At 63.5% G+C, this 25822-nt stretch carries 23 protein-coding genes; 6 read left to right on the top strand and 17 right to left on the bottom strand.

What is annotated here, in order from left to right:
* Positions 1-165: 165 nt before the first annotated feature.
* The 4 genes from E8L03_RS01625 to E8L03_RS01640 all read left to right on the top strand — a co-directional run bounded on the left by E8L03_RS01625 (position 166) and on the right by E8L03_RS01640 (position 4523).
* Positions 166-1251: an OmpA family protein gene (locus E8L03_RS01625; RefSeq protein WP_216367929.1), complete on the top strand. Its 1086-nt coding sequence runs from the start codon at positions 166-168 to the stop codon at positions 1249-1251.
* Between the two features lie 128 nt (positions 1252-1379).
* Positions 1380-2477, top strand: a complete 1098-nt coding sequence (locus tag E8L03_RS01630) for an ExeA family protein (RefSeq protein ID WP_167512565.1) — start codon at positions 1380-1382, stop codon at positions 2475-2477.
* Between the two features lie 41 nt (positions 2478-2518).
* Positions 2519-2809 (top strand): hypothetical protein, encoded by a 291-nt coding sequence (locus E8L03_RS01635; protein ID WP_144306423.1) that lies wholly within the window; start codon positions 2519-2521, stop codon positions 2807-2809.
* 1 nt (position 2810) lies between these two features.
* On the top strand, positions 2811-4523 hold the full coding sequence (locus tag E8L03_RS01640; RefSeq protein ID WP_171266373.1) for a right-handed parallel beta-helix repeat-containing protein: 1713 nt from the start codon (positions 2811-2813) through the stop codon (positions 4521-4523).
* Between the two features lie 29 nt (positions 4524-4552).
* Here E8L03_RS01640 and E8L03_RS01645 read toward each other — a convergent pair whose 3' ends face one another.
* From E8L03_RS01645 to E8L03_RS01705, 13 genes are all read right to left on the bottom strand, one after another.
* Positions 4553-5236: a GNAT family N-acetyltransferase gene (locus tag E8L03_RS01645; protein ID WP_144306425.1), complete on the bottom strand. Its 684-nt coding sequence runs from the start codon at positions 5234-5236 to the stop codon at positions 4553-4555.
* A 32-nt stretch (positions 5237-5268) separates the two neighbouring features.
* Positions 5269-6414 (bottom strand): GNAT family N-acetyltransferase, encoded by a 1146-nt coding sequence (locus E8L03_RS01650; protein ID WP_167512567.1) that lies wholly within the window; start codon positions 6412-6414, stop codon positions 5269-5271.
* Positions 6411-7391, bottom strand: a complete 981-nt coding sequence (locus E8L03_RS01655; protein WP_171266374.1) for a hypothetical protein — start codon at positions 7389-7391, stop codon at positions 6411-6413. Before E8L03_RS01655 ends, E8L03_RS01650 begins: the two co-directional genes overlap by 4 nt.
* 2 nt (positions 7392-7393) lie before the next feature.
* Entirely contained in the window at positions 7394-8788 is a 1395-nt protein-coding gene (locus E8L03_RS01660; protein WP_171266375.1) for an MBOAT family O-acyltransferase, read from the bottom strand.
* Entirely contained in the window at positions 8785-9594 is an 810-nt protein-coding gene (locus E8L03_RS01665) for a WecB/TagA/CpsF family glycosyltransferase (protein WP_171266376.1), read from the bottom strand. The genes E8L03_RS01660 and E8L03_RS01665 overlap by 4 nt, the downstream gene beginning before the upstream one ends.
* A complete protein-coding gene (locus tag E8L03_RS01670; RefSeq protein ID WP_171266377.1) occupies positions 9591-10763 on the bottom strand; it encodes a glycosyltransferase family 4 protein in 1173 nt (390 codons plus the stop codon). The genes E8L03_RS01665 and E8L03_RS01670 overlap by 4 nt, the downstream gene beginning before the upstream one ends.
* On the bottom strand, positions 10760-11809 hold the full coding sequence (locus E8L03_RS01675; protein WP_171266378.1) for a glycosyltransferase family 2 protein: 1050 nt from the start codon (positions 11807-11809) through the stop codon (positions 10760-10762). Before E8L03_RS01675 ends, E8L03_RS01670 begins: the two co-directional genes overlap by 4 nt.
* Positions 11806-13125 (bottom strand): O-antigen ligase family protein, encoded by a 1320-nt coding sequence (locus E8L03_RS01680; RefSeq protein ID WP_144306429.1) that lies wholly within the window; start codon positions 13123-13125, stop codon positions 11806-11808. Before E8L03_RS01680 ends, E8L03_RS01675 begins: the two co-directional genes overlap by 4 nt.
* Entirely contained in the window at positions 13122-14432 is a 1311-nt protein-coding gene (locus E8L03_RS01685) for a lipopolysaccharide biosynthesis protein (protein WP_171266379.1), read from the bottom strand. Before E8L03_RS01685 ends, E8L03_RS01680 begins: the two co-directional genes overlap by 4 nt.
* On the bottom strand, positions 14429-15160 hold the full coding sequence (locus E8L03_RS01690; RefSeq protein ID WP_171266380.1) for a polysaccharide deacetylase family protein: 732 nt from the start codon (positions 15158-15160) through the stop codon (positions 14429-14431). Before E8L03_RS01690 ends, E8L03_RS01685 begins: the two co-directional genes overlap by 4 nt.
* Before the next feature lie 181 nt (positions 15161-15341).
* Positions 15342-16031: a CpsD/CapB family tyrosine-protein kinase gene (locus E8L03_RS01695; protein ID WP_171266381.1), complete on the bottom strand. Its 690-nt coding sequence runs from the start codon at positions 16029-16031 to the stop codon at positions 15342-15344.
* Complete coding sequence (locus E8L03_RS01700) at positions 16028-17512, bottom strand: GumC family protein (RefSeq protein ID WP_171266382.1); 1485 nt, start codon at positions 17510-17512, stop codon at positions 16028-16030. Before E8L03_RS01700 ends, E8L03_RS01695 begins: the two co-directional genes overlap by 4 nt.
* A gap of 33 nt (positions 17513-17545) precedes the next feature.
* Positions 17546-18550 carry a polysaccharide biosynthesis/export family protein gene (locus tag E8L03_RS01705; protein ID WP_167512570.1) on the bottom strand — a complete coding sequence of 335 codons (1005 nt, stop codon included), beginning with the start codon at positions 18548-18550 and terminating at the stop codon, positions 17546-17548.
* A gap of 894 nt (positions 18551-19444) precedes the next feature.
* On the opposite strand from E8L03_RS01705, the gene E8L03_RS01710 reads away from it, so the two are divergent.
* Together E8L03_RS01710 and E8L03_RS01715 are read left to right on the top strand one after the other, a co-directional pair.
* Positions 19445-20161, top strand: a complete 717-nt coding sequence (locus tag E8L03_RS01710; protein WP_171266383.1) for a hypothetical protein — start codon at positions 19445-19447, stop codon at positions 20159-20161.
* Positions 20162-20349: 188 nt separating this feature from the next.
* Positions 20350-21018 carry a sugar transferase gene (locus E8L03_RS01715; RefSeq protein WP_144306436.1) on the top strand — a complete coding sequence of 223 codons (669 nt, stop codon included), beginning with the start codon at positions 20350-20352 and terminating at the stop codon, positions 21016-21018.
* Positions 21019-21199: 181 nt separating this feature from the next.
* Here E8L03_RS01715 and E8L03_RS01720 read toward each other — a convergent pair whose 3' ends face one another.
* The 4 genes from E8L03_RS01720 to E8L03_RS01735 form a co-directional block, all read right to left on the bottom strand.
* Positions 21200-22534, bottom strand: a complete 1335-nt coding sequence (locus E8L03_RS01720) for a TRAP transporter large permease (RefSeq protein ID WP_144306437.1) — start codon at positions 22532-22534, stop codon at positions 21200-21202.
* Entirely contained in the window at positions 22531-23022 is a 492-nt protein-coding gene (locus E8L03_RS01725; protein WP_144306438.1) for a TRAP transporter small permease subunit, read from the bottom strand. The genes E8L03_RS01720 and E8L03_RS01725 overlap by 4 nt, the downstream gene beginning before the upstream one ends.
* A gap of 5 nt (positions 23023-23027) precedes the next feature.
* A complete protein-coding gene (locus tag E8L03_RS01730; RefSeq protein WP_144306439.1) occupies positions 23028-24011 on the bottom strand; it encodes a TRAP transporter substrate-binding protein in 984 nt (327 codons plus the stop codon).
* A 354-nt stretch (positions 24012-24365) separates the two neighbouring features.
* Positions 24366-25196: a glycine betaine ABC transporter substrate-binding protein gene (locus tag E8L03_RS01735; RefSeq protein WP_171268412.1), complete on the bottom strand. Its 831-nt coding sequence runs from the start codon at positions 25194-25196 to the stop codon at positions 24366-24368.
* Positions 25197-25822 lie beyond the last annotated feature (626 nt).

Here is a 25822-nt window from a genome sequence, read left to right on the forward strand (position 1 = left end):
GCAGCCCGAATCGTGCCCCCTGACTCTGCCCAGACGCAGCGGCCGGAAGCGCAGACCGGCGCAACGGCGGCGCAGCCGCCACTGCTGTCGCCTGCGGATGCGGACTTGGTCGATACAAACGATTCGGCTGCGGACAGTCCAGGGCCAGGAGACGCGCAACCCACCATGGCAAAGACCGAGCCGGCGTTGGACGCCGATGGAATCGGAGCAGGCACGGCAAAGGCGCCGCATCAGACACAGGAGCCGACGGCAGATCCGCAAACTCCCGCGGCTCTGGAGACCATTGCGCCGGAGCCTGCGCAGCAATCTGTTGCTGCCAAAGACGTCCAGTCCGCGCCTTTAGCAATCGAAGAGGTTCAGCCTTCGCCCCCAGCGATCGAGGCCGACTGGCCAGTGATCGATCCTGTCGCCTCTGTGGAGGGTGAAGAGAAATCCGCAGCTGCGTCGCCCGCTGACCAGGAACGGCAGCCGGTGAAGCGTGCCGCGACTCTGGATGCCGGAGCTCAGGAGGTTGCTCAGGATGTCGGTCAGGAGGTCACCCAGAGCGCCGGGGCCAAGGAAGGAACGACGGAGGTTACGCGGCCGATGGTGGCCTCGGTGGAGGCGAGAAGTCCCACCGAATCCGGCGGCTCCCCGCCGGGGCTTTTCCCGCAGGACCCGTCGGAGTATATGGATGCCCGAAAGCATGATTCCGAAGACGCCGCAGCATCCGCTTCCCAGACGATAGAGGAGACTGCCGCGCTGCCTGGCGAATCGGGCGCTGGCGCAGAAACCGCTGCATCACTGACCGGGGATGGCGATTCCGCCTCGGACGTCATCGAGGAGCAGGGCGTTCCGCAAGAAACAGGGGGTCAGGCGCGGACGCTGCTGGCCCGGGTGTCGGCTGGCCGGATGTTTGTCAAAGGGCACGACACCTTGCCGCCGGACAGCCTGCGGCGCATCGAGGAGCTGGCCGCCACGGTGCGGCTGTCCCCCGGAGAGCGGCTGCTGGTGGTGGGGCACACGGACGACGTTCCCCTGGGGCCGGAGCTGCGGCGCCTGTACGGCACCAACTTCGGGTTGTCTCTGACGCGGGCCCGGCAGGTGCGCAACCTGCTCGTGGCGGGCGGCGTAGCCCCGGAGGCCGTGGGCGTGGCCGGAGTGGGCAATCTACATCCTCTGGTTCCCAACACGACTACGGAAAACCGCGAGCAGAACAGGCGCGTGGACATCTGGATTGTCCAAAAAAATAGACAACAGGCGCGACAATAAAGCACGGTGGACAGGTAGCGCGAATGTATCTTGAGCATTTCAAATTAAGCAGATATCCATTTGAGAACGTTCCCGATCCTGCTTTTTTCCAGGCAACGGGCCAGTACAAGCGCGTCATTGCCAGCCTGATGAACTCAGTGCAGGTGGGCAGGGGGCTCATTGTCATCTCCGGCCCCATCGGCTCCGGCAAGACAACGCTCAGCCAGAAGCTCGTCAACACGCTCTCGCAGGAAACCCAGCTCATCTGGCTGGCCGAGCCGCCCAAGGACGCCATGGAGCTCTTCTCCTTTGTGGCCAGAGAGCTTGGCGTGGAAGAGGGCGGGTCCAGCTCCTTCATACTTCAGAGAATCCGGGAACGGCTGCTGCTGAACAATGAGCAGGGCCGGACGTGCCTGCTCATCATCGACGAATCGCACCACATGAACGACGACGTCTTCGAGGCCGTGCGGGTGCTCACCAATCTGGAGCAGTTGACCTTCAAGCTCATGCAGATCCTGCTGCTGGGCCAGCCGGAGCTTATGGTGTTGCTCAACCAGCAGAAGCTGGAGCCCCTGCGGCAGCGCATCGCCATATTGCACAAGCTGGACAGGCTGCGGCCCGGCGAGGCGCGCGAGTACATCGCGAGCCGGCTGCAGACGGCCGGCGCTAACACCGAGGTTTTCACCAAGGCGGCCATGGCCCTGGCGGCCCACGTGTCCGGCGGCATCCCGCGGCTCATCAACAATATCTGCCAGATGGCGCTGCAGCACACCTTTGAGCGCGGCGGCGACGTGGTCCGTGTGGAGGACGTGAAGGCGGCCAGCGTGGAGCTGGGCTACGGCAACCTGGCGCAGGAGTATCTGGCGTGGTTCAAGGAGCGCGCCAACGAGCTGCGCTCCCAGCGGCTCAAGGCGTCGCAGGCGCAGCCGAACGCCCAGGTCGAGCAGGTGCTGCAGCGAACCGCCCAGTCCGGGCCAGGCGCATCCGGAGCGGCGGATCTGCAGGCGGCCCCGAACCCTGCCGGACAGGATCAGCCGGCAGAGGAAAGCGGAGACGTGTTTGCGATGAACGACCTCCCCGAGGAAGACGCCACCGAGACGCCGTTCGATATGCAGCTGCGGGGCGCGCGCGACGCACCTCCCCCCAAAAGCAGACGGCATGTCTATGTGCTCGCGGCCTCGGTGCTGCTTTTTGCCGCGGGTATGGTCTACCACCTGTACCGTACAGGGGCGTTGGACATCTGGTGATGGCGCACATAGGGCATCCTTCTCGAAACGGGAGCAATGGAATGACTATCACGATACTCTGCAGGCGATGCGCTGTTGTACTTGCGATGCTTGTGGCCATCTGCATCATCCCGAAGACTGGATTATGTGAAAAGCTCATCAGTGAGTGGACAGGGAACACTATAGCCCGTGTGGACACGAATCACTTCCGCGATATGGTGACCATGGAAGTCATCCATCAGTTGGATAAGAATACGCTGGTGAACATGAAGCGAAATATCTACTACGTCCGCACCGAGCCGGATGAGTTTGTGGATCAGCGTTCCGGAGAGCCATACCGTGTCGAGCCATAGCATGTTGCGGGTTTCATGCCGCATTATTTTCCTTGTCGTGTTGTTGCTGTTGCTGCCCGCTGGCGTATGTGCGGCGGCCGAGTATCATGTGGACAACCGGGACCCCGGCGCCGACGACAAGGGCGTGTGCTCCGCCGGGAAGCCGTGCCGCACCATCACCGCCGCGGTGCAGCGCGCCCAGGCCGGGGATACCGTGCTGATCCACGAAGGCGAGTACCGCGAGGCCCTGGACCTGCCGAGAAGCGGCAATTCTCCGGACACGCCCATCCGCATAGCGGCCGCTGAGGGCGAAAAGGTCGTGGTCAAAGGCTCGGACCGCGTCACCGGCTGGCAGCCCGCCGGCAACGGTGTGTGGAAGCGTCCGGGCTGGCCGGTCAACAGCCAGCAGGTGTTCGTGGACGGCGTGCAGCTCGCGCAGATCGGCGCGGCCTCGCCGTTCCATACTTTGGTGAACAACGGCCACGTCTTCCTGCCGCCCATCGGCGACGGGCCGGGCGACCTTGTGGAGCGTTCCTTTTTCTATGACGCGTCGTCCAAGACGCTGTACATCCGGCTTGCTCCGGGGGCGGACCCCAATGCGCAGCTCGTGGAAGCCTCGGTGCGGCCCTTTGTTCTGATCCCCCGGGAGCGGAGCTTCATCGTCCTGGATGGGCTGGAGTTCGCGCACTCCAACCTCACCTCGCTGGGCATCTACGGCTCCATGGTCAATGCCTGGGGCACGGGCTGGCTGGTGAGCAACTGCACTTTCCGCCAGTCGGACTTCTCGGGACTCGCCGTGGTGGGCAAGGAGCACCGCGTGGAGCGCTGCCGGTTTCTGGACAACGGCAATCTGGGGCTCACCGTCCTGGGTACGGACGAGGCCCATGGCTGGCAACCCGTGCCCAACCGGCCGCCCCAGGACATCGTGGTGGCAGACTCCGAGTTCCGCGGCAACAACACGCGCGGCTTTGATCCTACCTGGCAGGCCGGCGGCGTGAAGGCGTCCATGTCCTGCAATGGGCTCACGCTCCACGCCCTGCGCGTGGAGGATAACAACGGTCCGGGAATCTGGATCGACGTGCTGAGCCGCAACGTGGTGGTGCAGCGCAGCCTTGCCCGCCGCAACAGCGTGGGCGTGGCCGTGGAGATCATGGACGGGGCCTTGATCCGCAACAACATGATCCTGGGCAACGAGTTCGGGATCATCGTGGCCGCATCCAACGACGTCTTCATCCGCAACAACACGCTGGCCGGCAACGGCCTGGGCGTGCTCGTCCAGGGCCTGCCGCGGCAGGAGCACAACGAGATGCGCCGCGTCTCCCTGCGCAACAATCTTTTCGTGGCCTCCCAGGGCACGGACATCGTGCTTCAGGAGAACGAGTCTCTGGGCGCGACGGGCAACACCTCGGACTACAACGTGTTCCTGCGGGCGAGCGGCGACCCCCTCGTGGTGCTCACGGACGACGCTTCGCAGTCTCCCACCGTGTCGGGCCTGGAGTCCATTCGCGCCAAGACCGGCCTGGAGGAAAACTCCCGCGCCGCAGCAAAGCGCTTGGAGAAGGTGTTGGAGCCCGAAGCCCTGCGGCCCGAGCCAGGGGATATCGCGCTGGACGCCGGAACCCCGGACGCGGCCATGGGTGCCGTGGATTACTTCGGCAATCCGCGTTCGGTGCCGTCCGCTCCAGGCGGAAAAGCGCTACCGGATGCCGGCGCGGTGGAATATCAGGGCGGCTGATTCCCGGCGGCTTACGTGAGCAGCCGCTGTCAGGATCGCTTTCCCGAGCGGATGGCCTTTGCCAGATAGGCTGGAGCATCTTCCAGGGCGTGCCAGATCTGGAACTGCTTGCCGAACAGCGGCACGTGATCCACCACGCCGATGGGCTTGAACTTCATCTTTGCGGAGCTGCGGAGCATGGGCTTGTTCCAGGTCTGGATGGCGTAGAAGACGCGATGGGCGCCGTATGCCGGGCATTGTGTCAGCAGGGAGTCCAGGAAGTAGCCGATGGCGCCTTGCCCGCGGTGCTCCGGAAACGAGGCGCCGTCCGAAAGGTAGACGTCATAGGGGGCAAGAGGGACCAGCCCATCCAGTGACAGGCCTTGATACCACCAGACAAAGCAGTGGACCGTATCGCCCTGTTTGTAGAGCCAGAGCGCCGCGCCCAGGGCGAAACGCTCCGCGTACTCCTGCTCAGCCTTGCGCTCTCCCTTGAGCGAGGCAATCTGCGCAGCCTCACTCTCGGAAATGGCCGATCGTTCGGCGCGCCGTGCCAGCGTGAAGCCGGGCGGAAGAATTTCCGGAAGACGGCCCTGCAGATCCTGCGCATCCGCACAGTAGACGATGAAACGCCTGTGCAGCCTGGTGCGGTAGATACGCTGCGCCGCTTTGCGGAAAAAGCCGAGAACTCCGTGTTCGCGAATCTTGGATCGGATCTGTGCGATCTGGCCCATCTCTATCCTTTGTGTTCGCAGTGGCCGCGGCGTCAGGAAATGATCTTCTGGTAGATGCGCCGGACCATGCGCAGCGGCGCGCCCATCACGCAGTGCTCCTGCAGCATCCGTTGCAGCGCTGGTTTGCAGGTCATCATCAGACGCAGCAAGCCGCCTCTTGCCGTGGCGTTGTAGCATATCAACCGCCGGCTGGCACGTTCCGTCTCGGTAAAGCGGTACTTGTACCGCTCACCACCTTCCATGAAGTCGAACTCCTCCATGCCGGCTTCCCAGGCGGAGTGGATGGCGTCCAGAATGGTCAGACCGCCGAGGCCGTATGCCGCGTACTCCTTGTCGAAGCTGGTTATGTACGCCAGCATGCGCCGGCCGGCGACGAAGCAGAGCACATAGGAAAGAAGCCGCGGCTCTTCCGCATATCCGTATACGCGAAGGCGGCCCGACCGCGCATACAGGTCCGACGCCTCGCGCAGGAAGGCCAGGCTCTCGGGCCGATCAAAATGCGTCTCCCCGCGCTCCGCCTTGAGGCTTCTGTTCAGGTTGATGTCGCCCATCATCCCGGCCAGGTCGTCGTCCAGGGCCGTGAACTTGCGGAACGCGCTGGCCGGAGCGAGTTCGCCGATGCGTCGGCGGCAGCGCCGGAACTCCCGGGTGCGTTTGCTGGTGAAGTGGGATGGGACTCCCTCGTTCGCGTCGTGCGCAATGTCCAGAAACGGATAGACGGAGTCCTCCTCCAGGCGCGCCTTTCGTCCGGCGGCGTGCAACGCGTCGCGCAAGAGCTCTGGGTTTTGGGAGAACACGCCGAAGGCGCGCAGGAAGAGCATGTCCCATTCCCTGGAGCCAGCCAGCCACTTCGCCGTGGCGTGTATGACCTCGTCCTCCCGGTCCGGCGCGGCAATGATGTCCAGCCGGTCGGACTGCGGCAGGCCGGCAAAGCTGAGGACGCGGAACACCCGCCCGGATAGCTTGAACGGCGCAAGGCCAACGAGCTCGCCGTTGTCGTGGAAGGCCAGCACGCGCAGCATGCCCGGAGTCGAGAAATGGCGACACCAGAGGATCAGCCAGTCAGGCTCCAGGAAGAGGTCGTTGACCGGGCAGCTCGCCAACAACCGCCGCCACGGCGCTTCCAGGGCCTGCAGCCCCTCGGTGGAGTCGATGACAGTCAGTTCCAGCGTGCTCATTCGTGCTGATCCTGTGCGGACTGCGTGGCCGGTTCCGGGACAAAGTAGCTGGCTGAGGCCAGGGCCGCGCCCAGGGCGTCGGAGCGCATGTCTGCGCCGGGCAGCGAGAGATGGCCGGCCGAGTCGGCGAAGTTGTCCGGATCGCCCATGGCCTGCCAGTCGAAATCGTCGAGCACGGGCATGATCGCGCCGATGTCCAGCAGGTACTGGCGGCAGGCCTCGCGGATTGCATCGGGCGGCAACGATGTCTCGAACCACGGCAGCGAGTACACCGTGCGCACGCCGCGTGCCTGCATGTGGGCCTGGAAACGTATCAGGGCCGTGCGCCAGTCGCTGGAGACGCTCAGCGAGCCATGTGCGGGCGGGTGTGGAATCTGGAGCTTGCCGCGCATGTAGCCGAAGTGGTCCGGCTTGAGCGCGGAGTAGCGATAGACCTGCCTGCCCGTGATGATCTTGCCCAAATGGTTGGCGAGCTGCCGCAGGCCGGGGTTGGCCAGGTCCAGCCATTGCCCGGCGCGGAAGGCAGGGCCCGTGGGCTCGATCGGCGGTACGCCGCCCATGGCTTCGTCCCCCAAGCCGGCCAGCAGCATGAACTGGTTGCCCAGCCGCATGGGCTCCACCGTGCCCATGAAGAGATCGGGCTCCACGGACAGCACCAGCAGATCGCCGGGCCTGGCGAAGTGCGCGGCGAAACCGAGCAGGGCCGGAGCGCCCATGCCGGCGTGCAGCCCCAGGTTCACCACCGGCCGGCGGGTGACCTGCGCAATGCGTTCGCTGTCCAGCCCGAAGAGCACTGTGGAGCCGCCGCACAGCAGGATGCGGTCCGGGCCCTTGCGCTCCGCAGCGGCCTGTTTGACGTCCCGGAGCTGCATCAGCCAGGTGATCTCCGGGTTGAGCCACGCGGTGTACACCGCGCCAAGGCACGCCGCAGCCAGGAGCGCGGCGACAATGGCGTATATGATGGTTCGGTTCCGCATGGCTAGAAGGCGAAGTAGACGAAGGGGGTGGATACGCCGGCGCTGAGCAAAGGCAGGCACGCGGCCAGGAAGATGGCCACGCGGACGTCCAGCAGCACGGCGTAGGGATTGGCATCATGCTTGTGGACGAGCTCGCACCACAGAATGCACAGGGATAGAGCCAGGATTCCGGCCAGGGGCAGGATGTCGCCAATCGGGTAATGCCTCAGGGCCTCCGCAAGCATGCGGCCGGAGTACGCCGACGGCCTAACCAGAGTGCGCGCCTTGTGCAGCAGCGTTTCCATGTCCCTTTCGTAGAACACTACCCACGAGAAGGTCACGGCCGTGAAGGTGACGACCCAGGCAAAGAAGCGCGGCAGCTTGAAGATTGGGGACAACAGGCGCTCCAGGCCTATGTAGCAGGCATGCAGAAGGCCCCAGCAGAGGTAGTTGAGGCTGCTGCCGTGCCATGCGCCGGAAAGCAGCCAGACCACGAGCACGTTGACGAACCAGATGCCGGTGCGGTTGCCGCCCATGGGAATGTACACGTAGTCGCGCAGCCAGGTGAGCAGGGTTACGTGCCAGCGCCGCCAGAACTCGCGGATGGAGGTGGACAGAAACGGCGCCAGAAAGTTGAGCTGCAGCTCCACGCCAAAGAGCCGCGCCACGCCCAGGGCGATGAAGCTGTATCCGGCAAAGTCGAAGTAGAGCTTGAGGCCGAAGAGCAGGGAGGCCAGCCAGACGAGGTAGGCGTTGTCCGCGGGCTGGGTGTGGATGAACGGCCCGATGTTGTCCGCCAGCACGAACTTGAAGAAGAAGCCGAGCACGATCCACGGCAGGCCGGCGGCCGCATCCGGCAGACGCAGCGTGAAGGCGAAGCGCCTGAGCTGCGGGATGAGATGGCCCTTGCGCTCGATGGGGCCGGAGAGCACCAGCGGGAAGAACGCGAACATGTTGCCGGAAAGCAGAAGGTTCGGCGGGCGTTCCTTCTCGCGTACGCTGTCTATGGCGAAGGCGGCCATGGCAAGGGTGTAGAAGGAAATGCCTGGCGGCAGCCATGGAGCCAGGGGAGCGCCGGCCGCGCCGGCCGTCAGCGCCGGGTTGACATACTTGAAGAACGCCAGGGTTCCCAGCAACACGAAGAGGTTCGCGGCAAGGACGGCTCTGCTCCGGCTCCTTGTTTCGGCCTGGACAGCGGCGCGCGTGAGCAGCAGTGTCAGCCCGGCCTCGACGATGAGAATGCCGCAGGAGAGGGGGCTGAAGCAGGCGAACATGGCAAGGCTGGCGAGAGCCAGCAACACCAGGTCCACGGTGTTGGATTCCGTGTGCAGGGTACGGCGGAAAACGACGCGCGCGGCGAGGCACACCCCGGCCACGGCAAAGAAAAGCAGCCAGAAGGAAAGGCTCGTGTAGTTCACGGCCGTGTGTCCTTCTCGTCAGTGCTTTGTTCGTTCCGTCCGATGCCCAGCCGCCGGCGGAGGATATCCCGGCCCAGGTAGGCCAGGAACAGGCTGTTGTAGACGAAGTACCGGCCGAAGAGCCGGCGCGGCTCCTTGCACAGCCGGAACAGCCACTCCAGGGAGTGGCGCTGCATCCAGGCCGGAGCCATGGGCTTTTCGCCGGCGTGGAAATCGAACGCCGCACCCACGCAGAGCAGCGCGCCGTGCACCTTGTCCCGGATGCGCGCCGCGAACTCGTCCTGCCGCGGGCAGCCCAGACCGATGAAAAAGAGGCCGGCTCCGCTGGCGTTGAACCGCTCGGCCGTTTCAATCAGCTCGGCATCGCTGAGCGTGCGGAATGGCGGGGATTCGCAGTAGGCCACATCGAGCCCCGGAAAGCGCTCGCGGAGCGTGTCCCCAAGCTTCTCCACCACCCGGGGGGTGCTGCCGTAGAGGTAAACGGGGATGTTTTGCCGCGCTGCGCGTTCGCAGAGCACGAGCATGTGCTGCGGCCCGTAGACGCGGTCCGGCAGGGTGCGGCCGTGGAGCATGGCCAGGGCGTGGCGCACGGGTTGGCCGTCCGGGCAGGCCAGCTCGAAGGAGTTGACGATGGCGCGGTACTCCGGGTTGCGTGCCGCGAGCATCAGGCTGTGCACGGGCATGTAGGTGGACACGCAGCTCTCGCGTGCCGCGGCCTTCTCCATGATGCACGTGGCGGCCTCGTCGTACGTGGTGGCGCTGACGAGCACGCCGAAGACTGGATATTTTTTAGGCATGGCTGTCATGGCGTTGAGCTCTCCGCGCGGGCCAGCTCGACGGCCTCGGCGTATGCGGCCAGAAGGCGCTCCATGTGCGCGTCCATGGAGAACAGCGAGGCGGCGCGTTCCCTGCCTTTCTCGCCCATGGAGCGCTGCATGTCCGTGTCCTTCCAGATGCGGTCGATCTGGCTTGCCAGCGCCGGCACGTCGCCGCACGGGCACAGCGCGCCGGTCACGCCATCCCCCACGATCTCGCTCAGGCCGCCCGTATCGAAGGCGACCACGGGCAGGCCCGTGGCCTGGGCCTCAGCCGCCGTCAGGCCGAAGGGTTCTATGTAGCAGCTCGGAACCACGGCCAGGCGCGCGTTGCGCCAGAACTCCTGCATGCCGGATTCCGGCAGGTGGCCTGCAAAGGAAACATTGGTCGGCGCCTGGGAGGCGACCGCATCGAAGCCGTTGCCGGCAACGCGGAAGGGAATCTCCGGCAGCATGGCGGCCGCGGCAAAGAGCTGGGCGAAACCTTTCTCGGCCGAGGGCCGGCCGGCAAAGGCGACGTACTCGCCGCGGGCCGGGTCGGCCGGGCGCTCGGGGATGGGCACCGGGTTGTATACCACCCGTATCTTTTCACCGATCAGGCCGCGGGTGGCAAGGGTATCGCGCACGGCGTGGCTTGGTGCGATGAACAGGGTGACGGCGTTCCATGCGCCGCGGTTCCAGGCCGCCATGTTGCGCAGGGCGTAGACCATGCTTTCGGGCAAGGACCCCCGGCAGTTACGCGCGATGCAGGGCAGGGTGTTCCGCGGCGTGCAGCGGAAGCAGTCGCTGCTGCCGTTGCTGAACGTGCCCACCGGGCAGACGGTGCGGAAGTTGTGGCAGGTGTAGACCACCGGGATTCCGGCGCGGCTGCAGGCCAGCATCACGGACGGCGATATGCGCGGGTAGAGGTTGTGGAAATGGACGATGTCGGGCGCGAAGTCCCGGATGATGTCCTCCGCCTCGCACACGGCGTCCTTGCAGTGGAAGCTGGAGGCGGCCAGCCGGATTCTGGCGATGAGCCCATGGCCGTTGTCCGCGCTGGTGCGGGTGAGGGTGGCCACCTCGTGCCCTGCCGCGCGCAGGGCCTCCGCCTCGCGCATGAACACCACGCACTCGCCGCCGTGGGCGGCGTAGTGGTTGTGGGCGGTCAGAATCTTCATGAGGCGGCCCCGGACGCCGCTCGGGTGAAGCGGCTCTCGGCCGAGATCTCCAGCGAGGCATGGAACCGCGGCTGGGGAAAGAGGCCGGGCCAGAGCCGGGTAAGGCTGCTGCGGGCATAGCTCCAGGCGCGGTGCAGGAGATACTCGGCGTCGGCCGCGGCCATGGCGTTGCCCCGCACTCTGCACACAATCAGACGCGGGAGCCGCAGGCACAGGGCCTGACCCAGCCGGGCGACGGCCAGAGCGGCCAGCCTGAACCCGCCTCCTGGGGCGTCCCGCCGGGCGAGGTTGCTGCCCCAGCGCCGGGAAACCCAGCAGAGATAGTCTTTGTGCAGCCGGTGCGGTGGAATGATATGAAAGACCACGGCGGCCGGAGCGATGAACACGCCGTGGCCGGCGCGGCGGACCCTGGCTGTGTAGTCCGTGTCCTCGCCGCCGCAGAAGGATTGCGGATCAAAGGGACCCACAGCGCGCAGGAGCTCGCGCGCGATGAGCATGTTGCCAAGGGACGGGACCGCCTTGTCCTCCAGCTTTCGGGCCGGTCCCTCAAAGGCGTGCTCGCCCAACATGTACCGCGCCACCGGACCGGGCCTGGCGCTGCCGGGCGGGAGCTCCAGCAGGATGGAGCCGCCGATGTAGTCGGCCCCGGTGGCCTGGCGTGCGGCCATGAGCTCGCGCAGCCAGTCCGGAGCCGCGGTCTGGTCGTCGTCGCAAAAGGCGATGAGCGGCGCGCGCGACTCGGCAATGCCGCGCTCCAACGGCGGCACCAGCCCCTCCACCGGTTCGTGGACATAGCGGACGGGCACGGCGGACTCCTCGGCGAGCTCCCGGACCGTCTGCGCGGTGTGGTCCGCGGAGTTGTTATCCACCACGACGATCTCGTAGGCCGGCGCATCCTGCTGCTGTTGGATACTCTCAATGGTGCGGCGCAGCATCTCGGCGCGGTTGCGTGTCCGGATGACCACGCTGAGTGTGGGCGCTGCGGCGTCGTCCGCGGAAGCCGGCGTCTGGGAAGCGCCTTCCGTCTGGCCGGTCTTCGGCGTCATGCGCCGCTCCGTATCTCGTCCGTGCTGTCGCTGAGGAAAGCCAGCCGGATGATGATGACGTAGGCGGTGAAGGTCATCAGGGACGGGTCCGTGATTACGGGGGCCTCGATGAGCATGTTGGCCACGAGGCTGACGAGCAGGCCGAAGCTGAACGATTCCAGCGGATGACGCCGCGCCAAGTACAGCGCCTTGCGCACGGCGAGCAGGAATATGCCCAGGAAGACGATAAGGCCCACGGCGCCCAGGCCCAGGAGCATCTGCAGGTAGGCGCTGTGGCAGTTGGTGGGCAGCCAGCTCATGCGGGCGTTGAGGTAGTTGAGGATGGATGGGATCTGGAAGGCGTTGTAGCCGTAGCCCAGAAACGGTTTGTCCTGCCACAGGTTGATGACCAGGGACCAGAGATGGGTGCGGCCGCTCAGGGTGCCGGCGCCCAGCAACGCTTCATCGCCGCGGCCCATGGACAGCGCCTTCCGGAACGGAACGCTGGGATCGTTGAAGTAGAAGAGCAGCACCACGCAGCCGGCGGCGGCGAGCCAGAGCACCACGGCGGCGCGGCTGCGCAGAGACCATGTGAAGTGGGAGATGGTGAACACGCCGATGAGGCCCGTGGCCAGGGGCCAGCGGCTCTTGGTGAGCAGGATGCCGGCAAGGCCGCACAGGGCCAGCAGGATGAGCCAGCGCCTGGGCCGGTAGCCGCAGGAGAGCAGGGCAAAGGCGGTGAGCAGCAGCAGGCCGCAGTTCCAGCCCTGGATAACCGGGTGCATGACGCCGGCGAAGCGGTAGCTGGACGTGAAGGGGTCGAAGTTGCCGTAGTACAGCTCGGCGGCCAGGGAGAGAAGCATGGTGCCGGCCGAGAGGATGAGCATGGTGGTGAGCAGCCTGGTGAGATTCATCCGGGTGGCCACGCCAAAGGCACCGATGGCGAGGCACCAGAGGATGATGATCTTGCGCAGGACCAGCCCGGAGGATTCCGACCACAGCAGACTGGCCGTGGCCCAGACCATGAAGAGGATGCAGAGGTGGCCCAGCCAGTCCCGCATGCGCAGGCGGTAGTGGCCGCGGATCAGGCAATCTACCCCGTAAAGCGCCAGACAGAGCAGGCCGACACGGCGGTAGATGCTCCCTTCGAGGACTGCCTTCATGTAATCGAACTGCGCGCCGTCCAGATGGAAGGCGACGTTGTAGTAGTCCCGGGTCCACGAGAACCAGTACGGCGTGGCAAGGTAGAAAATGACGCCCAGGGCGACGATGGAGAACAGATCCAGGTGGTCTCGGATGTGCATGGAAGACGGCGTGCCGGTCCGGGGTGTGTTCACGTGCGTCCTCGCTGGCTGAAGGCGTGGCGGTAGGCGAGGATGCGCAGGCCCAGCGCCGCCGCGTTGCAAAGCGCCATGGTCAGCCCCACGCCTATTTTGCCGTAGGGTGGGATGAGCGCAAAGGCCAGCCCCACGCAGAGCGCAAGCTGGACCAGGTTGATATGCAGAAGGCGCCTGGGCTGCTCCAGGGCCATGATGCCGCCGCGGAAGCCGAACGAGGCCACGTCAGCCGCCACGCCCAGGGACATGAGGCCGATGACCGGGCCGACGCCGGCGTACCCGGGGCCGTAGACAAACGCGGCGAGCTGTCCGCCCAGCAGGGCCATGGCCACGCAGAACACGGCCATGCAGGCGATGAGCAGAATCGTGGTCTTGACGACGAATCTGTGCAGCGCCGACGCGCCACCCTCGGAGTATTGCCGCATGATGCTGGGGCCCAGGTAGTTGCCGATGCCCAGCATGAGGGGGTTGATGATGTTGATGATGCCGAGCACGGCGGCGAGCTCGCCCGTGGCCTGTGCGCCGTGGAAGCTGGTGAGGAACCAGGGGTAGCTCTGGTTGGTGGCCAGAAGCGTGATGCCGGCCAGGAACGGCCAGACCCCGAAGGAGAAAATGGTGTTCAGATCCGTGCGGAGATGCGCGCGGGAGATGCATACCCGCCCGCGCAGGCCATAGAGCCAATAGGCCACGGCTGCGGCGCAGGCCCCGCCCATGGCCAGGAAAACACGCTGCGGGTTCAGCCCGCCCGAGAGGAACAGCCAGCCCACAACACCGCACTGCAGCACGAAGACGACGGCGTCCAGCCGGAGCGCGTGGCCGTTCCAGCCGTGGCTGAAGTTCACCTGTCGCGCAAACTCCTTGAACAGGCAGAACTCCAGCGCCAGGCAGAGGCACAGGAGCACGGGACCGAGGTTGGCGTACTCCTCGAAACCGGTCAGAAAGCCGCCGACCGAGTAGGCCAGGGCGATGAGCACGGCGCCGAGCACGAGCTGCATCAGCACCAGGGAGCCCGTGAAGAAGAGCCGTTCCGCCTGGCTCCTGCGCGGGCTGAACACGGTGTACGGCGTGGAGACAAGGGACTGTTGAACGTTTTGGGCCATGAACAGGATGGTGAGGCACAGGGTGTAGAGCCCGAACTCCGCCTTGGAGGAGGAGCGCGCCACGAGCACGCCGGTGAGGAAGCTGAGGCCGCTGACAATGCCCTGGTCCAGAAGCACCAGCAGGCCGCCGTGCAGCCCTTTGGATTCGCCGGAGGTCAGCCTTTTGAAGCGAGCCAGGCGCATGGACTCCGAGATGGCTGCCGTCATGAGGCCGGCTCCCGGAAGACGCGGTCGCGGAGCGTGCATTTAAGGCTGCGCAACGATCCGGCAATGCCCTTCATCTTGAGGGAGAAGGCCAGTGGGGAATCGCCGCCGTGCACGGCCATGCGCGCCGTGGTGTATGGGCCTGAGGGGCAGTGGCCGGCGCAGTATCCATAGCGGTATCCGGCGCCTGCTGCGGCTTGGACCACGCTTTCGTTGTATCGGCCGTATGGATAGGCCACGTGGTGGACCGGCGCGCCGAGAATGTCCTCCAGCATGCTGCGGGAGCCGGACATCTCCTGCATCAGGGCGTCCGGGGAAAGAGTGGTGAGGTCCTGGTGCGTGGCCGTGTGGCTCTGGATGGCGAACCCGGCGGCGTGCAGCTCCTGCAGCATGGACCGGGAAAGAAACGTCGTGTCCGCGCCGTCAAAGGGCGCTGTCTTGCCGATGAAGGCGGTGGTCATGAACACGGCGGCGGTGAAGCCGTGGTCGGAAAGAATGGGTGCGGCGAGAGTGTAGAAGTCCTCGCAACCGTCGTCAAAAGTGAGGCAGACCTGCAGATGCCTGGAACGACGCGCAGCCTTTGTCATGCCGGATGCCGCATCCAGGGAGACCACAGAGGCGCCGCTTGCGGCCAGCATGCGCATGTGCCGCGTGAATGCCGGCACAGGCACGGCATAGGGCTGCGCCTGCTCGCGTGAGAGGCGGTGGTACATGAGAATAACGGTCGGCATGACGCTCGCATATCAGGCTGTAAAAACTCTTCCGATGGCTGCGTTGCTGCAAGAAATTCAAAGCCTTGCGTATCTTGTACAGGCATCGGCCTTGAACTTTTCCTGCGCCTTGCCAGCGTGATTGTTGAACAGCCTGCCGTGAGAAAACTTTTTTAACAGCTTCATATGCCTGCTGTGGCGCTCACAGCTTGTTGTAGAGCCATTCCGGTATGTAATGGCGGCGGCGGTTGAGCACGGCGCCGCACAGGTTGACGGAGTAGCTGTTGAGCTGTTCCTTGGCGTTGGAGACGACCTCCCAGCGCGACTTCTCGGCCTGGATGACCAGGTAGACCTGATCCAGCGCCTGGCCCACAAGACCGGCCTCGATGGACGGATTGACCGGCGGCAGATCCACGAGCACCAGGTCTGCGATCCTGCGGAACTCGCCGATGAGCATGGGCAGGCCCGGGAAGTTCAGCAGGCTTTCGGTGTTCTGCACAACGCTGCCGCAGGAGACGAGCATGAGCTTTTCCTTGCCGGTGCGCTGCACCACCTTGTCGTGGCTGGCGCGGGAGAGGACCAGGTCCGTGAAGCCGGGGGCCGGCTTGAGATTGAACATGGCGTGCAGGCGCGGCGTTCTGAGGTTGGCGTCGATCAGCAGAACGCGTTCGCCCAGGCTCACGGCCTGCGCGGCCAGGTTGAGCAGCGTGGTGGTGGCGCCTTCGCGTGGAGTGGAACTGCAGATTCCCACTGTGGGCGTGGCGTGCTCGCTATCCGTCTGGTGCTGGGCTATGGAGCGGCGCAGGCGGTGCAGCTGTTCTGTCACGCCGTTTTTTTTGGAAAAAACCAGGGGCATCCGGGACACTTCGGACTGCGTGCTGTGAGTGTTCACGCCAGTTCTCCCTGCGAGATTCGTCTTTTCTTTTCAGAGGATTCTTCGGCATCCGGCAGGATTGCGACGACATCCAGCCCGGTCCAGCGATGCACTTCTTCCGCGGAGTTCATCGTGTGCGAGAAGTATTCGCTGTACAGGGAGACGAGCATGGCGATGAGCACGCCCACAAGGGCGGCGATGCCCAGGCCCATGCCGATCTTGGGCTTGACCGCCTTGATGGGCAGGGTAGGCGGATCAACGGTGCTGACGTTGATGATGCCCTGCTCGTCCATCTCCTTGGAGATGCGCGATTCCTCCAGCTTCTTCACGTACAGCTTGTAGTTGTCCTCGTTGATGCTGACCTTGCGTTCCAGGTCCTTGAGTGCGGTCTCCCGGTCCACGAGCTCCTGCAGCTGCCTGTCGTAGTCCTTGTGCTTGGCCAGCAGCCGCGCCTCCTTGGTATGCAGAGACTCCAGGGTGTGGATGATGCTGAGCTTGGCCTTGTCGTGGTAGGCCTGCTCCTCGCCGTGCAGCAGCGACTCGGCGGTGCGGATCTCCTTGCGGATGCCTATCACCAGGGGGTTCTTGGCCGTGTAATCGTTGAGGTACTGCTCCTCGCGCAGGCGCAGCTCCGCGATCATCCTGCGAATCTCGCTGATGGAGATGGGGTTGAGGTCGGTCTCCTGGCCGAACTCTGCCGTGCCGGAGGATTGCAGGGAATCGAGCCGGCCCTGGTTCTCGCTGATGTCGCTCTGGGTATCCAACAGCTTCTGCTCGGCCGTGGCCTTGAGCTCCAGCAGGATAGTCTTTTCCTGGAACAGGGAGGCGATGTTGTGCTCCGACTTGAACGTTTTGAGATTGGCCTCGGACTGCTCCAGGTCGTTGCGTAGCGAGTCCACCTGGCTCACCAGGAACTTGTAGCGCTCTGACTCCTGGTAGAGGTTCACGTGCTCCTGGATGAAGATGTCCACGAGCTTGGCCAGGGCGGCCTGGGCAATGACCGGGTCCGGATGGTTGAATGCCACCTCCACGAAGTCGGTCTTGTCCTTGCGCGAGGCGTCCAGGTTCTTCTTGAACAGCATGATGGCCTTCTGCATGTCCGTCTCATCGGAGAATGACGGCAGCGGAAAGTTGAAGAACCGCGTGGCGACGTACGGCCGGGATTCGATGTCCGGGTAGACGTTTTTCACGCCGAGGGCCTTGATGGTCCGTTCGATGGAGTTAACGCCGGTGAGCAGCTCGACCTTGGAGTTGATGCGCTGGTCCACGGAGAAGTCGAAGAGCTGCTGCGAGTCGGACGTCATGGGCGTGTAGACGTTTTCGCGGCCTATCTGGATGATGATCCGCGCCGTGGACTCGTAGACTGGCCGCATCAGGAAGAGGACGGCCGCCAGCACGATGAACACGGAGAAGAATATCCAGAGAATGCGTTTCTGGTACTTGAAGACGAAGTTCAGGACGTCGCGCAGCGACATGTTCCGGCTTTCGTTCTCTGTCATGACATATCCCTTCAGTTCCAAGGGTTGAGCGAATCAATCCGTCGGAGTGAGATTCGAGAAGACCTGATAGCCCACGGTTCCGGAGAATCTGGCCGGGATCAGCTCCCAGAGACGGCGGCCGAACAGGCCGGCCTTGGCCATGGGCGACATGGGAACGAAGACGATGTCGTACTGTTTCAGCATGACGTCCCTGTCGATGTTGCCTGTGCCGATGATGTCGTCCATGTCGATGACCCGTCCCATGGGCTGCCTCTGCGCGCCTCTGGTGACCAGTACGACCTCGTCGGTGTAGGCCGTGTCGGCAAAGCCGCCGGCCATGGCCACAGCCTGGGTGACCGTGGTGGGGCCCCTGAGCTGGTAGAAGCCGGGGCGGTTCACCTCGCCCATCACGTAGACCACGTTGGACTGGGCGTCGTTCAGGTCGATGGTGATGCCCAGCCCGCCGCCGACCAGCGTCTGGTACTTCTCTTCCACATTCGCGTTGAGCTGCGGCATGGTGAGCCCGGCCGCCTGGACATCGCCGATGTAGGGCAGGGTGATGGCGCCGTCGGGCCGCAGGGTGACGAGCCTGGCCTGTCCCCGCGCGGCGTTGGTCACGGCCTCCTTGAGCTCGTCGAGCTTGGCGTCGAAGTCGGCCACGATGACGGTGATGTCGGGCCGCCTGAGGTACTCGCTGTAGGCTTTGGTCAGGGCCTGGCGAAGGTCGGAGGGCGTTTTGCCGTAGGCCTGCACCTCGCCCACCAGGGGCAGGGAGATGAAGCCGTCCGGCCGCACGGCCACGTCCCGGTTCATGTCCGGGTGCTTGTAGAACTCGATGCGCAGGGTGTCACCCAGGCCGATGACGTATCGGGTGACCATCTGCCTCGGGTTCGAGTGGTAGAGAACCTCGACGACGTCGCCGGGTCCCAGGGTGTAGCTGGCCGGAATGAATGCTTCCTGCGACGGAGCCGGATGAATCACGGTGTCGCTGAAGGATGGACCGGTGTGCCCACATCCGGCAGCCAGCAGCGCGGCGAGGAGGAAGAGGAGAATACGCATGGTGTGCACCTTCGTCGTAGTTTGTCGGGCGCATCCGCTGGTCGGGTCAGCCTTGTTGCGTCGATTCGGAACGCACGCATCATCTGCATTTTTTGCATCATTTTGCAAAAAGGGTGCGCGCATCGCCAAGGCTGGCCGCACCATCCGGGTACGCACCGGGAGTGCAGCGTGCAGTCGTGTCCATCAGCGCATTCCCAGGTCGATTTGGCCGTGTTTTTGCTTCAGCCTACGAGATGGGAAACAAGTGTCTCGTGCGTGCGCAAGTGCACACATTTTTCGAGGGCACTTTTCGATTAGGGGGATATGCGAAAAATATACCCATGCTTCCGAATTTCGGTCAAGCATGAAGTGGCTGGCATGCAAAGAAAAATGTATCGAACCCCAAAAAATGTTGGGAGGATACGGGCAAGATGTCCGATTATCTTGACCAAAAGTCAATTCACGCGGTATTAGCTGAAGTTACGGGCCGTGAATCATCTTTCACTCCAGGTAGATAGGTATCGCCTGAGAGGTGAGGCCAATCGCCTGGCATGCTTCATTAATGAGTTTTTTATGGTGTTATTTAATTTATCTATAGGGTGAAAAGAGAGCAACCGATTGTAGCAATATGCAACAGGTACAACAGCAAAAAGACTCTCTTGATGTCCGATTTTTCCGGCCACAAGTCGGGAAAATGTAGACAATTCGGCCTCGGTCGCTTTCAAGATCACCTCCTCTTTATGGCGATCCATGGACCGGGGGAATTGATTCGCCAAAGGTTCGCGTGACCGCATGTGCGGCGCCCGGGGCTCCGGAGACCGGGAACCACTCCAGCGTCCGCCGTTACATGGCGGCACCACCGGCGAGCTTGCTATGGGTCTGAAGCAACTTCAGTTTTTCAGAGGCGTTCGAGGATTGTTCTCTTCTCCTACGCCCAATGCCGAGCAGCAGGACACCGAGTGTGTCCTGACCAGGGGGGAGTTCCGCAAGCTGGTGGAAAAGGAGCGCTGCCGCGCCAGCCGTTTCGGGCAGACATTTTCCCTGATTCTCTTCCCGGTTGTTTCCCAAAACGCTGGCGACCCTTCTGCAAACGATTTTTTTTCCTTTCTGCGTTCCTTCGTCCGCCTCACCGACGAGATCGGATGGTTCAACGAGACCACCCTGGGCGTCCTCATGGCCGGCACCACCAGGCAGGGGGCCACGTTTTTCCTCAGCCGCCTGGCCAAGGTTCAGTCCGGAGAGGCTACGGACGCCGCGGAGGTCTACGAGTTCCCCACGGAGTCGCACCCGGATCTTCCCGGCGACGGTTACAACGACGGCAAGGGCGACCACGGCCATGGGGAGCTGGACGGCACGGCCGAGATTTCCCTGGAGGATGCGGCCGGCAATGTCGAAGTGCTGGAGATGCTCATCAGCAACGGCTGCGTCTGCAGCTCGTCCGGCGTCACGGAAGCTTCGCCTAACGGAGACGGTACTGTGGAGCTCAGGCTGCTGCTGCCCCGCAAAAGCATTGAGCAGATTCGCAGCATGCATCTGGCGTTCAACCCCAGCGACGCGGGGAACGACGGGGCCGGCGTTCCTGTCACCGCCACTACGGATGCGGACGCCGGTTCCGCGCCCAAGGCGGATTGAAGCCGGGTTTCGCCAGAGAACGGCTTACCACCGCGTTTCATGGAGCTGTCCGATGAAGGATTCCCGGGCGATGATCGAGCACGACGCATGGGACGCCTCGGACAAGGCCGGCGAAGAGCTTCGCACGCGTACCCCCCTGGTATTGACCGCGGTGCGTGCCCGCGCAACAGGATAGCGGCGCAAAGACCATGGCGAAAGAAGACCAACGCATCACACCTGAAGTGCGCAACGTCATCATCGAGACGTTGTTCAACAAGCCGACGCCCTACTGGAAGCTCGCCATGGATCGCGTAGGCTCGTCCATCGCCCTGGTTGTTTTTTCCCCGCTGCTGCTGGCCATCGCCGTTGCCATCAAGCTCGATTCGCCGGGGCCGGTGTTCTTCCTGCAGAAGCGCGCCGGGCTGGGCGGCCAGCCATTCACCCTGTACAAGTTCCGCTCCATGCGGACAGACGCCGAAGCGATGAAGGCTACGCTGATGCACCTCAACGAGCGCAACGGCCCGGCCTTCAAGATGACCGACGACCCCCGCGTGACGCGGCTGGGGCGGATTCTGCGCAAGTACAGCCTGGACGAGCTGCCGCAGTTCTACAACGTGTTTCGCGGCGACATGAGCCTGGTGGGGCCGCGGCCACTGCCCGTGACCGAAGACGCCGGCATGTGCACGTGGCACTGCATGCGGCGGGACCTCAAGCCCGGCATCACCTGCCTGTGGCAGATCTCCGCCCGGGAGGACGAGGACTTCGACGGTTGGGTGCGCCTGGACATTCAGTACCTGCGTAATGTCAACTTCTGGCTGGACCTCAGGATTCTGCTGTTTACCATTCCTGCGGTGTTGTCCGGCAAAGGCGCCAAGTAGACGCCGACCGTCGTCCACCTCCCTCCTTTCCCGTGCTTGTCTCCTCCCGCCGCGGACGCGACGTTTCTCTGCGGGGAAACAGCGTACGCCGCATTGGCCGGCGCATGCTCCAGCCGTAAAAAAAAGGGCCCGCAAGACGGGCCCTTCCACAGTCGCTTCGATTCGCCTGCGGCGCCTATCCTCAGCCCACCATCTGCTTGGGCAGGTAGAAGACCAGCTCTGGGAACATGCAGAGGAGGATGGTCATCAGCAGCATGATAATGAAGAAGGGGAACGTGGCCTTGAGAATGGCCGGCGTGTTCTCCCTGGAGATGTGCTGGATGACGAAGATGGAGAAGCCCACGGGCGGGGTGATCTGCGAGAGTTCCACCATGATGACCACGAAGATGCCGAACCAGAGCGGGTCGAACCCGGCCTGGATCACGATGGGCAGCACGATGGGCAGGGTCATGACCACGATGGAGATGCCGTCCAGGATCATGCCCAGGAAGAGGTACATGAGCCCCAGTACGAAGATGAGCATGTAGGGCGAAAGGCCCAGGTTGGCGATGAACACGCTGACCGCGCGGGCAATGCCGATGAAGCCCACTACCTGGGAGAGGAAGGCCGCGCCCATGATTATGAAGCAGATCATGCAGCTGGTGCGCACGGCAGCGAACAGCGCTTCCTTGAGGTTCGTCCAGGTGAGGTTGCGGAAGGCCAGCGCCAGGATGAGCGAGCCCAGCACGCCGATGGCCGCCGCCTCCGTGGGGGTGGTCACGCCCATGTAGATGCCGCCCAGCACGGCGGCGATGAGCGCAAAGACCGGCGCCAGATCCTTGAGCGAGCGCAGACGGTGGCCCCAGTCGATCTTCTCTTCGATGGGCGGCAGGTACTCCGGGTGCAGCAGCGATTGGATGATGATCCAGCCCGAGTACATGGCGGCCAGCGTCAGACCCGGCAGCACCCCGGCGATGAAGAGCTTGCCGATGGAGGTGTCCGACAGGATGCCGTAGATGATCATGATCAGGCTGGGTGGGATGAGGAAGCCCAGCGTGCCGGCTCCGGCCAGGGAGCCGATGGAGAGCCGCTTGTCGTAGCCGCGGTCCGAGAGCTCGGACAGGGTGATCTTGCCCACCGTGGCCGTGGTGGCCGCGCTGGAGCCCGAGACCGCCGCGAACAGCGAGCAGGCCACGACGTTGATGTGGTAGAGCCGGCCCGGAATCCGCGTGAGCCACGGCACCAGACCGGTGAGCAGTTTGGTGCTGATGGCCGTGCGGAAGAGGATTTCGCCCATGAGCACGAACAATGGCAAGGCCGTGAGCGCCCAGGAGTTGAGCGAGTTCCAGACCGAGTTGGCCAGAAGATCGCCGATCTTGTCCCAGATGGAGATGGTGGGGGGCAGCCGCACCGCAAAGAGCAGCATGCCCGCAATGCCCGTCGCCAGAAGGGAAAAGCCGATCCACAGCCCGGCCAGAAGCAGGGCGAACATGACCACCAGCAGGACGAGGGAGAGAATGAGCGGGTCGTGAATCATGAGTCGTCCCGTTTCAAGAGGCGGTCGGCCACAAAGGCCGCAAGCTGGAGGCAGAGCAGGGCCAGGCCCAGCGGCACCGCGAGCTGCGGAATCCAGAACGGGGTCTCGGCCATGGTGTCGGCCTGCATGCCCAGCGCCCAGGACTCGTAGGTCATGGAGACGGCGTAGGTCAGGGCGTAGCCGGTGATGGCCAGGCCGAAGAGCCCGGCCACGATCTCGAACCGCCTGTTCCACGCCTTGGAGAGCCGCGGCAGCAGCAGCCCGATGCGGATAAAGGCCTTCTCGTGGAAGGTGTACGCGAAACCGAGCAGGCACAGCGCCACCATCAGATAGCCGGAGTACTCGCTGGCGACCTGGGTGGAGGAGTCGAAGACGGCCCGCACGAAGATCTCAACCAGAATGAGCAGCACAATGGCCGACATGGCCAGGACAGAAAGGAGGGCCCCTGCTTTCGAGAGGCCCTCCACAATTGCAAGTATGCGACGCATCGGGATTAGTTGACGTCTTCGCTGAATTCGTCGAGCACGGCCTTGAAGTCGGGGCCGTTATCTTCCTTCATCTCGTCGCGCATCTCCACGGCGATCTTCTTGAGCGATGCGGCCAGCTCGGGGGTCATCTCGTTGATCGTCATGCCGTTCTCCTTGAGCGCGGCGATGGAGTCTTCGACGCTCTTCTTGGAGGCGTTCCACTGGGCGTCCTCAACCTCGGCCGCGGCCTTCTCCATGGCTTCCTGCTGCTCCGGAGAGAGGGCGTTCCAGTAGTCCATGTTGATGGTCAGCATGTTCAGCGGATACGAGTAGTTGAGCTTGGTAAAGTAATCGAGCACTTCCCAGAACTTGCCGTCCTTGCCGGAGGTGGCGCTGGTCAGCACGGAGTCGATGAGGCCGGTGGACAGGGCGGTGTAGACCTCGCCCCAGGGCAGGGACTGCGGGCTGGCGCCGGCGCGCTGCAGGAAATCGGCGCCGTTCTTGTCGTAGGTGCGGATCTTGAGGCCGGCGATGTCTGCCAGCTTCTCCACGGGCTTCTTGGTGTACAGGCCACTGCGGGGCCAGGGGGCGGCGTAGAGCAGCTTCTGGTTCCAGCGTGCACAGGCCTTCTCGTAGTAGGGCTTGGCCGTCTGGTAGAACTGCATGGCCTGCTCATAGGAGTTCACCAGCAGGGGCATGGTGGTCAGGCCGAAAATCTCGTCGCTGCCCGAGACCACGCCCATGAGGATGTCGCTCATGGGCAGGGTGCCGTCCTTGACCGCCTTGAGCAGCTCCGGACCCTTGAAGCCGAGGCTGCCGCCGGGATGCACCGTGATGTCCACCGAACCGTCCGTGTACTCCTTGACCTTCTCGGCGAAGTTCTGGGCGCCGATGGTGTGGAAGTTGGACGCAGGGTAGATGGCGTTGCAGTCCATGGCGATGGTGTCCGCCACGGCGGCCGGTGCGGCCAGCACCACGAAGGCGAGTGCGAGTAGAAAGCGTTTGAACATGGAGCATCCTCCGGGAATAACGGTTTTTCTGGAGGGCATGCGAAAGTGCCCGGGTTGGTTATTGTTTCCAGGCTGTTACCATTTTTGGGATTGGCAGGCAAACGTGTTACGATTCCGCGCGCTGGTTTCCGGGGCCGGAGAACCCGGAGATACGGGGCGCAATGCCCGGAGATCGTTGGCCATGTCCATGTCGGAAAAATGGCCGGAAAAAATGAACGCGGCCCTGTGGCCGCCGTGCATGGGAACGAAAAATGCCCGGGGACTGGATACTCGATCCGGCGTCCCCGGGCATGACTGGACACGAGCCGCGGCCGGGAGGTTTGCCCCGGCAGCGTTCCGCGCAATATATATGGATTAGTTCTTGGGCAGCCAGGACTCCACCAGCTCCGGGTACTCCTTCATGAACCGCTTGGCGTTCTCGTAGCGGTCGGCCCCGTCTTCCTGGTTCCAGGCCATCAGGGTCTGGAGCTGGTCCGGGCTCTCGTAGTGGAAGTTGTCCAGCATGGCGTAGACCTCGGGCATGTCGTCATTCAAGCCATTGCGCACGATGGTGTGGATCTGCTCTTCCTCGCCCAGCACGCCCTTGGGGTCGTCCAGGTACTTGAGGTCCCAGCGGCCGAACATCCAGTGCGGCGACCACGCGGTGACCACGACCCACTCCTTGTTCTTGATGGCGTTGGCCAGGGCCGCGGTCATGGTGGAGCCGGAACCTTCCATCAGCTCGAACTTATCGAGGTTGTACTCCTTCATGGCCTTTTCGGACAGGCGCATCAGGCCCGCGCCGGGGTCGATGCCGATGATCTTGCCGTCGAACTTGTCGGCGTTGTCGTTGAGGTCGGCGATGGAGTCCACCTCAACGTACGACGGCACAGCCCAACCGAGCTTGGCGCCGCCCACGATGGGGCCGAGGTCCTCGACCTTGCCCTGCACCTCTTTGAGGTAGTCGGCATGGGTCACGGGCAGCCACGCGGTGACCTGGCCGTCCACGTCACCGGTGCCCACGGCCATCCACATGGCGGCGGCGGTCACAGGCAGAATCTCCACGTCGTAGCCCATCTTCTCCTGCAGCACCGCCTTCACGAGGTTGGTGCTGGCCGCGGCGCAGTCCCACTCCACGTAGGCGAGCTTCACCTCGGGCTTATCTGCCGCCATGCCGGGCGTAGCGCATGCCAGTACCAGAGCCATTGCGATCAGTAGCTTGAATAGATTCTTCAAATCATTTCTCCTTGCAGCGGGTGTAGTTTGTTGGATTATTCTGGACGTTGACTATAGCACGGTGCGGATCGAGACAGTGCAAGGTCCGCACAACAATGGAAAGCTGAGACAATGTATCGTTGTTTTACGATTCTGAATCAAACCGTTGGATGTGCTGGGATATTTTCTATCACAGTTTTCGAGTAATGTTTAGTCCTCTGGCGGAATATGAGTAGGAGCAGCTCTGGGGATAGAACAATCCCCGCAACCAGAGGCGGAAATTGACTAATTTTCGAAATATATCTTCGGGTAAAAATCGGCTTGAGCGGCGGGGGCACCTGACTTCGCGTGCGTCCTTTCGGGTATAGAACCGCCGTCGCGTTGTGCGTACTCTGCCCGCATAGTATGATTTTATGCGTCATGGCCTCCATCGCGAGGGGTAACGATTTCTCACTTGGGCAAGACGTAGCAGCCCACAGGCGGGCTGCTTTTTCGAGGGTACGCGGCACGGCACCGATTGCATATCGCCTTTCAACTCAGGTGCTTCGGAGCGCCGGCGGTGTTTTTTTGGCACAATGGCCAATTTATTTGTTCATTTTCTTGCGGTTACTCATGTT

Origin of the sequence: Oceanidesulfovibrio marinus (genome assembly GCF_013085545.1) — a bacterium.
Lineage (GTDB): Bacteria > Desulfobacterota > Desulfovibrionia > Desulfovibrionales > Desulfovibrionaceae > Oceanidesulfovibrio > Oceanidesulfovibrio marinus.

Coding starts and splice junctions, on each gene's coding strand:
- E8L03_RS01700 (WP_171266382.1), bottom strand. CDS start 17,512: ATGACAGAGAACGAAAGCCGGAACATGTCGCTGCGCGACGTCCTGAAC.
- E8L03_RS01645 (WP_144306425.1), bottom strand. CDS start 5,236: ATGGGCCAGATCGCACAGATCCGATCCAAGATTCGCGAACACGGAGTT.
- E8L03_RS01630 (WP_167512565.1), top strand. CDS start 1,380: ATGAACTCAGTGCAGGTGGGCAGGGGGCTCATTGTCATCTCCGGCCCC.
- E8L03_RS01730 (WP_144306439.1), bottom strand. CDS start 24,011: ATGTTCAAACGCTTTCTACTCGCACTCGCCTTCGTGGTGCTGGCCGCA.
- E8L03_RS01720 (WP_144306437.1), bottom strand. CDS start 22,534: ATGATTCACGACCCGCTCATTCTCTCCCTCGTCCTGCTGGTGGTCATG.
- E8L03_RS01665 (WP_171266376.1), bottom strand. CDS start 9,594: ATGACAGCCATGCCTAAAAAATATCCAGTCTTCGGCGTGCTCGTCAGC.
- E8L03_RS01655 (WP_171266374.1), bottom strand. CDS start 7,391: ATGCGGAACCGAACCATCATATACGCCATTGTCGCCGCGCTCCTGGCT.
- E8L03_RS01640 (WP_171266373.1), top strand. CDS start 2,811: ATGTTGCGGGTTTCATGCCGCATTATTTTCCTTGTCGTGTTGTTGCTG.
- E8L03_RS01715 (WP_144306436.1), top strand. CDS start 20,350: ATGGCGAAAGAAGACCAACGCATCACACCTGAAGTGCGCAACGTCATC.
- E8L03_RS01690 (WP_171266380.1), bottom strand. CDS start 15,160: ATGCCGACCGTTATTCTCATGTACCACCGCCTCTCACGCGAGCAGGCG.
- E8L03_RS01670 (WP_171266377.1), bottom strand. CDS start 10,763: ATGAAGATTCTGACCGCCCACAACCACTACGCCGCCCACGGCGGCGAG.
- E8L03_RS01635 (WP_144306423.1), top strand. CDS start 2,519: ATGACTATCACGATACTCTGCAGGCGATGCGCTGTTGTACTTGCGATG.
- E8L03_RS01735 (WP_171268412.1), bottom strand. CDS start 25,196: ATGGCTCTGGTACTGGCATGCGCTACGCCCGGCATGGCGGCAGATAAG.
- E8L03_RS01650 (WP_167512567.1), bottom strand. CDS start 6,414: ATGAGCACGCTGGAACTGACTGTCATCGACTCCACCGAGGGGCTGCAG.
- E8L03_RS01675 (WP_171266378.1), bottom strand. CDS start 11,809: ATGACGCCGAAGACCGGCCAGACGGAAGGCGCTTCCCAGACGCCGGCT.
- E8L03_RS01705 (WP_167512570.1), bottom strand. CDS start 18,550: ATGCGTATTCTCCTCTTCCTCCTCGCCGCGCTGCTGGCTGCCGGATGT.
- E8L03_RS01625 (WP_216367929.1), top strand. CDS start 166: ATGGCAAAGACCGAGCCGGCGTTGGACGCCGATGGAATCGGAGCAGGC.
- E8L03_RS01725 (WP_144306438.1), bottom strand. CDS start 23,022: ATGCGTCGCATACTTGCAATTGTGGAGGGCCTCTCGAAAGCAGGGGCC.
- E8L03_RS01685 (WP_171266379.1), bottom strand. CDS start 14,432: ATGACGGCAGCCATCTCGGAGTCCATGCGCCTGGCTCGCTTCAAAAGG.